The following is a 14,034-nucleotide window of genomic DNA, read 5'->3' on the forward strand; positions in this document are numbered from 1 at the left end:
TCCTTTATGACGGTTTAGTGAGAACGGTTGTCCACATAGTATTGAATCAGTAAACATGTTAAATAATTTATATTCAAAATATACAAAAAGAAAGTTTTCCATTATAACAATCAATCCATTTGACGATATAGAATCTGTTGAAATGTTCAATAAAAAGCTCAACATAAAATATCCTGTTTATTTAAATATTGGTACAGCTAATGCAGAAAATTATAATGTTTATGGCTATCCAACATTTTACTTAATTGACAAAAATGGATATATATTAAAAGGTTTTAGTGGTTATGACAAATCATTAGAGTACGACTTAAAGAAGCTAATCAAAAACTCATATTGACAGTACTGCTTATAATAAAAGGTTTGCCGCAAAGCTGGTGGACGGAATAAAAATCAGCTGTTAAACTACTATCACCTAATATTGAGCTTGACCGAATTCTATTTGGCTTTTAGTTTTTAACTTCAACATCAGTAATTTTAATCGGCTTCAGGTGCCGGGCTGACACAGTAAATATCCCAGCCCTGCGGCAAGCCTCGAACGTTAGTGGCAAGTGTAACAGGACACCATTCCAAATGACAAAACAGAAAAATGAAGGAAATTTATATCACAGACAAAACCTTTGACCGAAATGATACGCTGACAAAAGGCGAATACGAAAACTGTATTTTCAGAAGTTGCAACTTTGCCGACAAAGACCTTTCTGAATTTAAGTTCACAGACTGCACATTTAACAGTTGTAATTTGAGTTTGACAAAACTCAACAAGACAGCGTTTCGGGACATAATTTTCAAGGACTGTAAAATGTTGGGACTTCGGTTTGACACCTGCAATGAATTTGGACTTTCATTTTCGTTTGACGGTTGCCAACTCAATCATTCTTCTTTTTACAAAACGAAAATAAAAAAGACGATTTTCAAAAATTCACAATTACAAGAAACAGATTTTTCAGAAGCCGACTTGACAAGTACTATGTTTGACAACTGTAATTTGGAACGAGCAACTTTTGACCAAACAATACTTGAAAAATCGGACTTGCGGACTTCTTACAATTATTCTATTGACCCAGAAATAAACCGAATTAAGAAAGCAAAGTTTTCAATTTTGGGCGTTGTAGGTCTTTTAGACAAATATGACATTGAAATTGAACATTCTAATTAAAAAAAATATGACACCAAGAATTGAATATTTATCAGATAAAAAACTAATTGGTAAACGACTTACAATGAGTTTAGCCAACAACAGGACGGGCGAACTATGGCAAAATTTTATACCCAAACGCAGAGAAATAACAAATAATGTTTCTAATAATTTGATTTCAATGCAAGTATATAAACCGACATATTTTAAGGACTTCAACCCAACCAATGAATTTGAAAAATGGGCAACCGTAGAAGTAACAAATTTTGAAAATGTGCCGACTGAAATGGAAGCATTTTCATTGGCAGGCGGACTTTATGCAGTATTTGACTACAAAGGTTCAGGTAACGACCCTAGTATTTTTCAATACATTTTTGGGATTTGGTTACCAAGTTCAGAATACTTATTAGATGACAGACCTCATTTTGAAGTGTTGGGCGACAGATACAAAAACAACGACCCAAATTCAGAAGAAGAAATATGGATACCAATAAGACTGAAAAACACCAGCTACTAACAACTAGGTTTTCGTGCGGCTTGCAAAGCCAAGCATGAAACCGCTGTTAAATGGTAAAATAAAAGAACGACCTTGGATGGCCTTTGAAAACCTTGACATGGTATTTTAAGACCTTATAAGTTTCGTCACCTTTTTCGTTAACTCCGCTTTGACCGATTGAGAGGATAGTGTAGGACCAATTAATAAGCAAATAACGAACAGTGAAAGATTAATTAAGGACCAGTTTAAAATTGGTCTATACTTGTTTTAATGTGTTTTTAGTTTTGTCTATATTCACTGATTACCAAATGATTGTGTTATGGGAAAAGCGAATGATCCTATGCTGAAAGGCCTGAGGGGCAAAGTAGGCAATCTGATTTTTTACGAGCGAAACGGAGAGACTTATGTCAAAGCAGCTCCAAGGAAACAATCCCAAGCAACCAAGGCCAAAACCTCTGAGCCCAAACGGATCAGTCAGGATGTAATCCGGCAGACGCACGCCTTTCTGAAGAATTACAAGCACCTGCTGCGCTTTGGATTTCAGGAATATGAAGTAGGAGCCAAGGCGGCATACCATGTCGCGGTCTCCTATACGATCAAAAATTCATTTGTATTCAAACCTGGAAGTGCCTGGAAGTTGCTGGATATTTCAAAGGTCAGGATGAGTATGGGGAATCTTACCGAACCGGATCAGGCAGGTGTGCTTAGAGAGGGTAGTGGAGTGCGGTTCTCCTGGAGGGATAATTCCTGGGAGGGTTCGGCCAAGCCCAGTGATGAGGCCTTTGCGGTCTTGGTCCATGAGAGTAGGGAAGGTTCCCGGTTTGTGTATCTGGGAAGTAGAAGGTCGGAGGGAAGTCATTTCCTGAACTTGGATGGAGCGGATCCACAGGTAAGGTGGCATGCCTTTTTGGCCTTCAGTCAGGAAAATGGATATTCCAAAGAGCGGATCCTGTCTAATTCGGTGTATTTGGGGGAGGTGTAGGCTTGAAAAGCCAAGACTATCTTTGAGACAGATTTTTAATTCTAAGATTCACCCATTTCTATTTGGAAATTCCATCTTCGAACTCGATTTCTTCAATTTTACCCCAAAAAATACCCAGTAGTGGGTATTTTTTCATCCTTAGAATTCCTTTCCTTGGGATTACGAAGCTTTTGATGATAAGCTAAAGTGAAAAAGCAATGTCACTTTGGATAATTAATCCAGGATTTTTCACTGATTGATAGCCTTCTCCTCAAGGAAGCTTGTCCCAAAGGATTTCAGAAAGGGTGGAGTGAGATTAGAAAGCCAATTGAAAATTGGAAAGGATATCAGGGTGATGTAACCTTCACATAGCATCCATTTGACCTTCATAGATTCATGAAAAATCTACATCTAGTTGGGGGATTTTCCAACGTAATGCCAGTATATTGAAGTTTGTAACAGGTACCTGTTTTTTGTAATTATTTCTATTTTTCCCAACTCGGAATTGGGCCTTTTATGCTAAGACAGATTGATTACACCAAGATTCAAAGCCTTTTTGAAAAAGTTAAATTTTTCTCAATCGAAATTGACTCTTTTGGAAAATTGGAGCTCGAAGAATTCTTAATCCAAAAAAACCGGAAATTAGAATTAAGCTCTGCCTTTTTGGATTTATTAAGCCAATGGACTGGAGGAAGGTGGGGTGATGAAAAAGCCAAAACCTTAAAATCGGATATAGATCTTTTCCTTGTTGTTTATGTGAAAATCCGATTGAGTAATACCCTTGAAAAGGACAGGACCATCAATGGGGTTCAGGTTACTGTAGAAACTTCTCCATTAATAAAGAGATTTCCCGAACTAAAAAATCAACTTGAATTTCTGGCTTTTTCTTACATGGTCTTTAAAATAAGAGGATTCTGGGAATCAATCTTAAAGGATTTTGATCCGCAAAACTGGGATCAAATCTACCTTTTTGCCGACTTACTGCCTTTAACAAATGTTCAATTCATAGAAGTATTCGATTGGTTATCAAAAATTATTGAAAAAAATCCTGAAGATGTATTTCTTGATGAAGTTCTTAAAAAAGTGATTGTCTGGGGTGATTTTGCAAATTACTCCGCTCCGGATATCGAACTTCTATTCCCGATGATTTTTAGAAATAAATCTTTGGTTAAAATCCTGCCAACATTTATCTGCTTACTCGAAAAAAAGCAGAAACGGGGAATTGAACATTATTTAAATTTGGTTGAATCAGAAGAATCCGGATTTTTTTGGTACGAGAAAATGTTTGCCATAGGAAATATCCTTCCAGATTATCCTGATCGAAGGGAATTGTTTTTTAACCAAATAACCTCTCTCAGGAATTCAGGAAAGCTTAGCGATAAGGAGTTCATACTATTATGCGGATCATTTGGTTTCACCGATTCAAGAGTCACCGGATATATCGACCAGTTAATGTCAAGTGGCTTTAAAAATGGTGACATTTACATTGGGGTCGGATATTTTTTGAGCAAACATAATTCTAAGCTTAACGCGGAATGGTTTCATTCAACACTCAAGTCTTTTTTGATTTTTAATGATCCCAGGATAGAATATACTCAGTCCCGACTTTTTATCCACCTCATTAATGAAAATGCGGATTCTGCCTATGAAGTGGTTAATTACGTTGTCAAAAATGGTGGAAGCGTTAAAAAACTGGAGAAGGGATTATTGCAATTAGTCCGGCTAAACTCATCTGTTTTCCAGCGAAATTTCCTGACTTGGCTTAATTCAGATGACATCCATTTTCACAAAGAGATATTCGTCTTATCTGCTGGTAAACTGCCGAATTCCATTTTTGAAATACCTAAGGAATGCTTTGAAGGGATGACAGATTTGGATCTGGCCTTCATGGCATCTAAAACTGTGGGATTTGTCTATGCCAAAGATCCCCTTCAAAAATTGCTCCTTTCCATAATCAAAGCTGTAGATATCGGATCACAAAAATTGTCGAATTTTTTGGGTCATTTGTTGAAGTCCTATCTTATTTACAACTATCGCAGCACCCTAAAAATTATAAGAACGGATATTAATTCCGGGAACCTTTATCCTTTTGCAAAAGAATTATTCGTCGATGCTGTGACTGTTTTCCAAAGATATTTTGATGGATTGGATTCAATTGCGCCAATGAAAGAGATAAAGCCTGCATCCAATGTGATGAAATGGGTACAATTTTATAGACAGCGAAGCTTTACTGAAGGTTCAAAGAAGATAGAAAGGAACGGAATTTTTAATCTTTCAAAGAAAGTCTATTTGAATTCCCACAAATGGGCAATTAAAAGACCCAATGAGCTTGTTCATGACGTAAGACCGCTGGGAAATATCAGAGTAGAAACAGAATATCCTTCCGGGGAAAACCTAAATCCTGTTTATCAAGAATCAATACGGGTTCAAATGAAAATATTGAAAAGGCATGAAATTAATCTTGGCTGACTACATCGCATCCCTGAAAGAAGACAGAGAGTTGGACATTTTGATTGAGGGTATTCTGAAAGAAAAAGACTTTGAAATAATTTATGGCCCACAAAAGGGAGTACGTCAATATGGAGTTGATATTCATACTATCGGGAAAGACCCCGTAGATAACATCAAAAAACTTTTTCTCATTACAGTTAAACAGGGTAATTTGAACCGGAAGAACTGGCAGGAAGGAATTCAGGCTTTGGAACCTTCCTTACGTGAGATTATTTCAGTGTACATAAAAAACAATATCTCACCGGCTCACCGAAAGCTCCCGATTGTGATTGTTATTGCCCATAACGGCATAAATGAAGCCGCCATACAGCAAAACTGGACGGCATTCCAAAAAGATTATCCAGAGTATGGCTTTGATATTTGGCAGCTGGACACCTTGGTCTCGATGGTAAGTGACTCCATGCTTAACGAAAGGATTTTTTCCGAGACGGCCCGCGAATTACTCAGAAAAGTCATTGTCAACCTGTATAATCCTGAATATGACCTTTCACATTTCGCCCTGTTATTGGATCACATCATACCTTTTCATGGTTCAGAAGGCAAGGGAAGTAAAAAAGAGAGGGTGAAATGTCTTCACAAAATCAACCTTATCATGGCAATTGTCTTTAGTTATTGCAAAAGAGAAAAGGACAGTATATTGGCAATCAAAGCAGGAGAAATGACCTTGTTGAAGGTTTGGGTGCATTTTTGGCAATCGGGAATTTTTTCTGATCCCCCTTTGATGAAGGCATTCATTGATCTGTTGTTTCTGAAAAATCGGATTAATCAGTTTTATCTTTCCAGAATTCTTCCTGTTTGTGAAATAGAAGATGGATTTGGAAAATTCTGTTATGATCCGATAGCCTACAATTCGGTAGTTTATGCCCATTTGGGTCAGATTGCCCTTTGCGGTATAGAGTCATCAATGCTCGAAAACCTGTTTGGAAAATCCGATCAAAATCTGAAGGAGATTTTCGCTTCTGTCACAATCGCCGCCGCAAATGGAGTAGTAAGATTATTCGAAAACAATCAGATCATCTCTACTCCGGATACCGATGACAGGATGATCGAGATCAACCTCGCTTTTACGCTTCTATTCATATTGGACAGAAAAGACGATGTCCGGAAAATGATCGGAGAATACCTTGAGTGTATGGCTGATGCAAAATATATGATGAACCGTTTTCCGGATTTTGGAAATAGTCTTGAAAAAGTAGCAGAACTTCAGGCGTATCCCGAACTCCGGGACTTGGGCGAGACAGAATCATCCTCGCTTTTGGCATGTCTGATTGAATGGACTGCTGTTGCGGATGATCAGGAACTTTATCAAAAGGCCCTGATTTACCTGAATTCCGCATTCAAGGAAATAAACCTGCTCCTTTGGTTTCCCGATCAGGATACAGAGTCCAAATTTTTCAGAGAAAAGGCAGTTCCTGCAACAGGTTATTCCCTGACTGAATTGTCTTTCCCCGAAGATTTTCAGACTTTCAAAAATGTTGTGCTTTCAGATTACCTCCATAATGCCCAGGAGTGCAAATTTGGGTTTATAAAGACAGGAATGTGGCAGTTGGGAATGATCGCCAGCCTTCACTTCAGGACTTTCATATTCCCCTATTATTGGCGCAGGTTGATTATAAACTTCTCTGATATTGAGTCATCGAATTAGGGAATAATTGCCTTGCCGTTTAGTTTCTCATAGGTCATTCAAAGTGATTTTAAGATTTTGTTCAGGTAAGATTGTTTTGATTCCGAAGCTGAAAAAAGTATCTAAAATCTCCTCATTCGAAGATAATTGCCCACCTCCCCCTTCCTTCTTACCTTTACCTCATGAAGATTATTTACCCCAGAAACAAATTCCTTTCAAGACTTTTTCCAACTGTTGATATCACCAATGATGAGCAGCTTATTCACGCCTTCAGAAAATATTTGAGCTTAGGGGAATTCATCCCAAATGTGGAGATCTCTGAAAGTGAAGTGATTATTGAAATTCCTTCCAACTTCCTTCTTGGAGATCCAAGGGAGTTTCAGCGGGTAAATGAGCTTTGTTCAAGAAAGAAGTTTGCAGAGGCTAGGCCCATACTTGAAAAGCTGGTTCAGAAGTATCCTAGTATAAGTGAGTACCACAGAACCCTTGCCCAGACCTATGAGGAAGAAGGACAGCATGAGAAGGCAATTGATATTCTCATCGACGCCCTTCGTTGGGATCCCAAAAATCATTGGGCCTTAATCCTTATGGGGAACATCTATGCCAGGTACAAGGATGATCCGGATACTGCAATGGCGTTTTATGATCAGGTTATCCATGCTGATCCTGGGAATTTTATCGCATTGAATAATATTGGTGGGGCGTTGGTGCAGAACGGAAAGCTCGACCTAGGTGAGAAATACCTGAAACAGGCTTTTGATATCAATCCTGAGTATCCCAATACCTGTTATGCTTTAGGATTGGTTGCAGAGATGAAAGGGGAAAATCTGAAGGCTTTTGAATATTGTGCCAAGGCCGTTAAATATTCAAATTCTTCAAAGGACCCTATATTTCAGAATGGCCTACAAACTGCTTTGGAATCTGCCAAGAAAATTACTGACTCTGATTACGGAAAGGAAGAACTGGTTGATTTTATCAATGAATTGGAGGAGCTTACCGGTAAAGAGATTCGAATCGAAAAAGACGAAAATATTCCCACTGCTGCAGTAGTTCAAATTGCCGAAAATCACAACAGGGATTATCATTTAATCAAATTCAAGCCCGCATTGGGAATTGACCACCTCATACTCCATGAGCTGGTTCATATTCTGTTTTATCATGAGGCACGTAAGATCCAGGAGAATAAACTTTTCATTGCCAAGGCTGAAAAGCTACAGGAGTTTAAAAGGAAATATTCCAGATATATCAACTCTTTGATCAGGAAAGGCTACGATGAAGACCAGGTCTCAAAAATGTTTGAGGAGCTTTTTCACGGGATTCTTCGCCAGGTTTTTAATGCCCCAATCGATTTGTTTATTGAGGATTTAATTTTCGAAAAGTTTCCGACCCTCAGGCCACATCAGTTTCTTTCCTTATTCAGGCTGTCAACTGAGGCTTATAATGCTGTCAGTATCCCAAGAGTGGAGGAACTCCTTCCAGCAGAAATTTTGTCTCAATCCAAAGTGTATAATGTATTGGGGGCAAGGCATACGGATAGTTTATTGGGAACCCGGTTCGAAGAGAAATATTCAATTAATGCCAAAGAGAAAGAGCTGGTGAAATCGCTCTGGGATGAGTTTTTGGAATATCGTCAGGATAGGGAACCGGGTGAAGAATACGAACTGGTTGAACATTGGGGAGCTGACTTGGGATTAGATGCCTATTTTTCTTTGATAGATGAGGAGTCCCATAGAGTTAAAGCCCAAAAACCATCTACTAAATCTCCTGAAGAGGTTATGGCTTTCATTGAACAGGACCCTAATTCCATAGAGGGATATTCGGAGGAAGAGGATCAGGAGATGGCCGAATTTTTAGCATCACATTCTGACAAGGACCTCAATACGGCCGTTGCTTTTTATATGGTTGATGCCTTGGAGTATTTTTCAAAGCTGTCAATTGAAAAAGTGAAGGAAATTGCATTCGAAGTAGCCATGCTTGGTCAATCGGGAATAGACCCGAAAAAAAAGGGTTATAGACTTAATAAAATTCCCGGACAAGTATTTTCTGGTTACAAGCTTTTGGCGTATTATTATGTTAGTTGGGCAAAAGCCATACCTCAAATGCTTTCTCAACTTCAAATGCCTTTTGATGAGGAATATCAATTGGCACAGTCCATTTTTGAATCCGACAAATGAGTGATCTTGAACAAGTTATTGAAGAGTTGATCAGGTTTCGAAATGAGAGAGATTGGGAGCAATTCCATAACTCAAAAGATCTGGCAATAGCGATATCCATTGAGGCAAACGAGCTTTTGGAGCAGTTCCTATGGAAAAAGGAGGAGGGAGCCGACAGGGAAAGGATCAAAGAAGAATTGGCCGATGTATTTTTATTCGGTCTGTTGCTGGTCCACAAGCATGGATTTGATCTTAAGGAAATCCTTCTTGAGAAAATCCGGATCAACGCCGAAAAGTATCCAGTATCCAAGTCCAAAGGCTCAGCAAAAAAGTATGACCAATTATGATAATATACCGGGCTTCAAAAGAGCAGTTTTCAAATGATGTTGTTTCCAATGAAATAGAACATATTATCCACAATTTTTTCATCCAGAAGCTTGGACAACGCTCCTCCCCAAATGAGATCAATTCTTGGAAGAACTCTATGCTTTACATGAATAATGTATTGCTTGATAGGGGAATTCCAGATGATTGTGGTGTTGCGATTGAATACCAGATACCCCTAACTTCCAAACGGATTGATTTTATCCTTTCAGGTAGAGATGCTAACAAAGTAGATTACTTGGTAGTAATCGAACTTAAGCAATGGTCAGAATCTAGTCTCACCCAAAAAGACGGAGTAGTTTCCACTTTTGTGGGACAAAGCGTCCGTGAAGTAAGTCATCCATCTTACCAGGCATGGTCTTATGCAATGTTGCTGAAGGGATTTAATGAAGAAATTACGCAATCCAACATCCAGATAATACCCTGCGCTTACCTTCATAATTATTTCGAAGATGGGATTATCAATCACGATTTTTATGGAGCATACATAGCCAAAGCGCCACTTTTTTTAAAAAGAGATGTTTTAAAATTGAGGGATTTTATCAAGGAAACTATCATTGAAGGTGACACTAGTGATATTCTTCAACGAGTTGAAAAATCCAGAATTCGTCCTTCTAAAGAACTTGCCGATTCAGTAGGCAAGATGTTAAAGGGAAATAAGGAATTCATATTGATAGACGACCAAAAGGTCGTTTATGAAAATGCTCTGTCTCTCGCTCAAAAGGCAAGTCCTGATTCCAAACAGGTACTGATTGTTCACGGTGGTCCGGGAACTGGCAAGTCTGTAATCGCAATTAATCTTTTGGTGCAACTTACCCAAAAGGGCCTGTTGACCCAATATGTATCTAAGAATGCCGCACCAAGAGCTGTTTATAAGGAAAAACTTCGAGGAAATTTTTCAATTAAGGCCATTGATGGCTTTTTTTCCGGATCAGGATCTTACGTGTATTCCAAGCCTGACGAGTTTGGAGCACTGATAGTGGATGAAGCTCACCGTCTTAATGAAAAGTCAGGCATGTATCAAAATTTAGGTGAAAACCAGGTGAAGGAACTAATCCATGCAGCGGCTTTTACTGCTTTCTTTTTAGACGAGGACCAAAAGGTTACCTTAAATGACATAGGCTCGGCAGAAGAGATCAAGAAATGGGCATCTCAATTGGGAGCTTCTGTCACTGAACTCGAGTTATCATCCCAATTTAGATGCAGTGGATCAGATGGATACATTGCTTGGTTAGATCATATTTTGGATATCAGACAAACTGCAAACACTTTTTTTGATTACAAAGGTTTTGAGTTTAGGGTGTTTGATGATCCGTCGTCTTTAAGAGAGGCGATATTTGAAAAGAACCGAGCAAACAATAAGGCCCGTTTAGTAGCAGGCTATTGTTGGCCATGGAACAGCCGGGTTGATTCTGATAAATTTGATATCGAATTTCCTGAATTTGATTTCAGAATGAAATGGAACCTGACCGAAGATGGTTCTGCTTGGGTAATCCGACCTACTTCGGTAAATGAAGTTGGATGTATCCATACTTGTCAGGGTTTGGAAGTAGAATATGTTGGGGTCATAATCGGAGACGACTTGGTAGTCAGGGATGGGAAAGTAATGGTGGATCCTTCTAGACGGGATAAAAATGACCGAACCATCAGGGGGTATAAATCCCAAATGAAAACTGAACCCGAGAAGACCCGAAAATTGGTCAAAGAGATTATTAAAAACACTTACAGAACCCTGATGACCAGAGGAATGAAAGGATGTTTTATTTATTGTACTGACTTTGAAACTAGAGAATATTTCAAATCCAGATTTTTAGAAACAATATAGTTTTTCTTTTACCCATTAGAGACAAGTGCGCCGGTCCTGTAATCGATTACTACGGTTCGGATTTCACCATTAAGTGATACCTCTAGGGTACAAATTCCTTCTTGCTGACTTTTGAGTTTAATGGAAGTATTGCATCCAGGACAAGTCTCCTTGCCAAAGAAGTCCAGCGTATTATATTCCCATCGGGAGCAGGTGGAATAGTTGAATCCCCACACGCCGTTTTGCACCACATCCACAAAAAGATCTTTCTCAAAATAATAGACTCCGATTCTGGGGGATAGAGGAGATCTGCAGTCCCATTTTTGGGAAACGGAGAAGTCTGTTGAAATGTATTGCGTATAGTTTTTTCCGCTTCTTCCCAGCGAACCGTTTATTTCCAGCAGGTATCCTCCCTTCCAGGGTCTTGCAAGTTCAATGTAGATATAGTCATCCCGATGGATGTAGTCAGTGATATAGTTGATTTCATAGGTACTTTCCGACAGACCCATGATGCTTCTTGCCAGGGAAGTGTTAGGGCTTTTTTCGGATTGCTCATGGGTAAAAACCTCAAATATCAATTTATCCAATACCCTTTGGCTTATGGCGGAAGATTTGGATACCGGCTGCTCGAATCTTTTCTCCAAATCAAGCTGGACTAAATTTTCCTTGATAAGGGATCGGTCAGGCCTGAAAGCCCCGAACCAGAATCGATCGGATGTACCTCCATAGACTAGCGTATTTCCATTTTTGTCCAGCTGGAAATACTTGAGGAAATTCAGGTTCGGAGTGACGATCGATTTACCGTAGATAGCCATCAGGCTATCCGTTTCCAATTGTTCAGGACTTTCTGGTATAGGATCAGGGATCGTACTGCAGGAAACAGCTAATCCGAAAAGCAGAAAAATAAAGACCATTCGTGCCATAAAAAAGTGGTTTTCACTAAGATAAAAAAAGGAAAACAAATGATAAATACCCACTACTGGGTATTTTTTCCTCCCCAAAATTCCCTTTCTTAGCAAAACGAAGCTTTTGATAATCAGCAATAGTGATCGAGTGAATTGCCAAGGGATTACAAAACTTGGAAACTCAACTGAATGATCGCCTTCTCCTGGAGAGCCTGTCCCGAGTTGCGTAGGGGATCGGGAAGAAGGAGGGATGAGGTAGAAAAGCCAATTGCAAATTGGTAAGGAGAAAATTGGATGAACAGTCTTTTAAAGGAAAAAATTTGCCCATGGAATAAGCGGATTTATTGGGCTTAGCGATCTGATTTTGGGCGTAATCCCGGAAAAACCGTGTAAATAAAAAAGTTAGGGCACATGCTAGAAAAACTACCGTAAACAATTTTAGAAGAAAATAATGATATCAAAAATAAGCCTTGATAAAGTAGCGAGCTACAAGAAACTCACAGTCTTAGAAACTGATAAGAAAGTTAACCTTGTGTATGGCTTAAACGGAACAGGCAAAAGCACCTTATCAAATTTCCTTAACAAAACGACAGATCAAAAATTTAAAGATTGCTCAATTGAAGGATTAGGTGATAATGAAGACATACTTGTTTACAACCAAACATTTATTCAAGAAAACTTTTTTGAATCTGAAAGTTTAAAAGGAATTTTCACGCTTTCAAAAAAGAATAAGGAAGCTGAAACCAAAATTGCAAATGCAGAAAAGGAAATAAAGAAAATTGAGGCAGATAAAGGAATCAAAGAAAAAGAACTACAAAAAGAAAAAGATGCAATTGCTTTAAAAATTGAAACCGCAAAAATCAAAGTTTGGGAAATAAAGAAGAACTACACTGGTGGAGATAGAGTTTTAGAATTTTGCTTGGAAGGCTATAGAAATGACGGAAGCAAATTACTAACTTTTTTTGAAGGTTTGAAAAAGTCAGAAAACAAACCAACAAAAACCATTGAATCAATAAAGGAGGAGGTTCAGGCTTTAGCTGGCGATAACGCACAAAAGTTTGATACTATCAATCCTATTTCATTTACTGTTCAGCATATTGAATCAGAAACACTGTTTAAAAAACAGATTGTTGGAAATGAGAATAGCACCGTTTCGGAATTGATTAATAAGCTTGGAAGTTCTGATTGGGTAAAGGATGGTTTGAAATACTTACCAGCCGAAATTGAAACTGAAAATGAAACCTGCCCTTTCTGTCAGGAGCAAACAATTTCAAGTCAATTGATTCAAAGTATCAAAGAATATTTTGATGAATCATATGAAGCGGATCTAACAGCTATAAAAGAATTTCGCAAGCAATACGCAGAAGCTATTCAGTTAATTCCCGATAAATCAACTTTTGAAAGCAATCCAAAGTTTGAAAATCATAAAAAGGATTTTGAAATTAAATACAATGAATTATCTAGGATTATTGGAGATAATCTCAAAAATATTGATGAAAAAATAAAATCCCCAAGTGTCTCTGTTTCACTTATTGCAACTTCCAAATCACTTGAAGAACTTAATCAAATTATAGAAAGCATTAATAAACTTGTTTCAGATCATAACAGAAAAATCGATAGAAAGGAAGCTGCATTGGGTGAAATTAAAGCTTCGTTTTGGGATTTAATGCGTTGGGAATACGACCAAACTATTAGCTCACTTATTAATGACAAAGCAGAATCAGGCAGAAATCTTTCAACAATAATTAAATCCATTCAAGACTATGAAACTAAAATTGCAAAACAGAAAGCTATAATTATTGAGCAGCAGAAACAAACAACCAATATTGAAGAAGCCATTAGCAACATCAATAACGGCTTGATTGATTTAGGAATTGAAGATTTCAAAATCAAACATCACTCTGAAAATCTGTATAAAATAGTTCGGGAGCAAAATGACAATAGAATTTTTCATTCTCTAAGTGAAGGTGAAAAAATGATTATCAGTTTCATGTATTTCTTGGAGTTGTGTAGGGGTAAAAAAGATGCTACCGAAGCAGGTAAGAAGAAGATTGTTGTAAT

Annotated in this window: 10 protein-coding genes and 1 pseudogene; 10 read left to right on the plus strand and 1 reads right to left on the minus strand. The window is 38.1% G+C overall.

From position 1 onward, the window contains the following. Positions 1 to 25 precede the first annotated feature (25 nt). The 9 genes and pseudogenes from D0X99_RS20045 to D0X99_RS20085 form a co-directional block, all read left to right on the plus strand. Positions 26 to 337, plus strand: a pseudogene (locus D0X99_RS20045) (TlpA family protein disulfide reductase); the annotation flags it as partial. Between the two features lie 249 nt (positions 338 to 586). Next, on the plus strand, positions 587 to 1,156 hold the full coding sequence (locus tag D0X99_RS20050; RefSeq protein WP_119479662.1) for a pentapeptide repeat-containing protein: 570 nt from the start codon (positions 587 to 589) through the stop codon (positions 1,154 to 1,156). Positions 1,157 to 1,163: 7 nt separating this feature from the next. After that, positions 1,164 to 1,652: a GyrI-like domain-containing protein gene (locus tag D0X99_RS20055; protein WP_119479671.1), complete on the plus strand. Its 489-nt coding sequence runs from the start codon at positions 1,164 to 1,166 to the stop codon at positions 1,650 to 1,652. A 298-nt stretch (positions 1,653 to 1,950) separates the two neighbouring features. After that, entirely contained in the window at positions 1,951 to 2,613 is a 663-nt protein-coding gene (locus D0X99_RS20060) for a DUF6266 family protein (RefSeq protein ID WP_119479663.1), read from the plus strand. 495 nt (positions 2,614 to 3,108) lie between these two features. Continuing rightward, on the plus strand, positions 3,109 to 5,061 hold the full coding sequence (locus D0X99_RS20065) for a hypothetical protein (RefSeq protein WP_119479664.1): 1,953 nt from the start codon (positions 3,109 to 3,111) through the stop codon (positions 5,059 to 5,061). Next, positions 5,042 to 6,748 carry a hypothetical protein gene (locus tag D0X99_RS20070; protein WP_119479665.1) on the plus strand — a complete coding sequence of 569 codons (1,707 nt, stop codon included), beginning with the start codon at positions 5,042 to 5,044 and terminating at the stop codon, positions 6,746 to 6,748. Before D0X99_RS20065 ends, D0X99_RS20070 begins: the two co-directional genes overlap by 20 nt. A 161-nt stretch (positions 6,749 to 6,909) precedes the next feature. Further along, positions 6,910 to 8,901, plus strand: coding sequence for a tetratricopeptide repeat protein (locus D0X99_RS20075; protein WP_119479666.1), 1,992 nt, complete (start codon positions 6,910 to 6,912; stop codon positions 8,899 to 8,901). Next, entirely contained in the window at positions 8,898 to 9,227 is a 330-nt protein-coding gene (locus tag D0X99_RS20080) for a nucleotide pyrophosphohydrolase (RefSeq protein ID WP_119479667.1), read from the plus strand. The genes D0X99_RS20075 and D0X99_RS20080 overlap by 4 nt, the downstream gene beginning before the upstream one ends. Beyond that, complete coding sequence (locus tag D0X99_RS20085) at positions 9,224 to 11,089, plus strand: DUF2075 domain-containing protein (protein WP_119479668.1); 1,866 nt, start codon at positions 9,224 to 9,226, stop codon at positions 11,087 to 11,089. Before D0X99_RS20080 ends, D0X99_RS20085 begins: the two co-directional genes overlap by 4 nt. Positions 11,090 to 11,097: 8 nt before the next feature. Here the strand turns inward: D0X99_RS20085 and D0X99_RS20090 are convergent, their stop codons facing one another. After that, positions 11,098 to 11,991: a hypothetical protein gene (locus tag D0X99_RS20090; protein WP_147392286.1), complete on the minus strand. Its 894-nt coding sequence runs from the start codon at positions 11,989 to 11,991 to the stop codon at positions 11,098 to 11,100. Between the two features lie 433 nt (positions 11,992 to 12,424). On the opposite strand from D0X99_RS20090, the gene D0X99_RS20095 reads away from it, so the two are divergent. Beyond that, on the plus strand, positions 12,425 to 14,034 hold a 1,610-nt coding region (locus D0X99_RS20095; RefSeq protein WP_119479670.1), incomplete at its 3' end, for an AAA family ATPase.

The organism is Algoriphagus lacus (assembly GCF_003583985.1).
GTDB classification, from domain to species: domain Bacteria; phylum Bacteroidota; class Bacteroidia; order Cytophagales; family Cyclobacteriaceae; genus Algoriphagus; species Algoriphagus lacus.

Bases quoted from the DNA above. Each gene is read 5' to 3' on its own strand.
- D0X99_RS20065 (WP_119479664.1), top strand. From the start codon at position 3,109: ATGCTAAGACAGATTGATTACACCAAGATTCAAAGCCTTTTTGAAAAA.
- D0X99_RS20080 (WP_119479667.1), top strand. From the start codon at position 8,898: ATGAGTGATCTTGAACAAGTTATTGAAGAGTTGATCAGGTTTCGAAAT.
- D0X99_RS20075 (WP_119479666.1), top strand. From the start codon at position 6,910: ATGAAGATTATTTACCCCAGAAACAAATTCCTTTCAAGACTTTTTCCA.
- D0X99_RS20055 (WP_119479671.1), top strand. From the start codon at position 1,164: ATGACACCAAGAATTGAATATTTATCAGATAAAAAACTAATTGGTAAA.
- D0X99_RS20050 (WP_119479662.1), top strand. From the start codon at position 587: ATGAAGGAAATTTATATCACAGACAAAACCTTTGACCGAAATGATACG.
- D0X99_RS20090 (WP_147392286.1), bottom strand. From the start codon at position 11,991: ATGGCACGAATGGTCTTTATTTTTCTGCTTTTCGGATTAGCTGTTTCC.
- D0X99_RS20060 (WP_119479663.1), top strand. From the start codon at position 1,951: ATGGGAAAAGCGAATGATCCTATGCTGAAAGGCCTGAGGGGCAAAGTA.
- D0X99_RS20085 (WP_119479668.1), top strand. From the start codon at position 9,224: ATGATAATATACCGGGCTTCAAAAGAGCAGTTTTCAAATGATGTTGTT.
- D0X99_RS20070 (WP_119479665.1), top strand. From the start codon at position 5,042: ATGAAATTAATCTTGGCTGACTACATCGCATCCCTGAAAGAAGACAGA.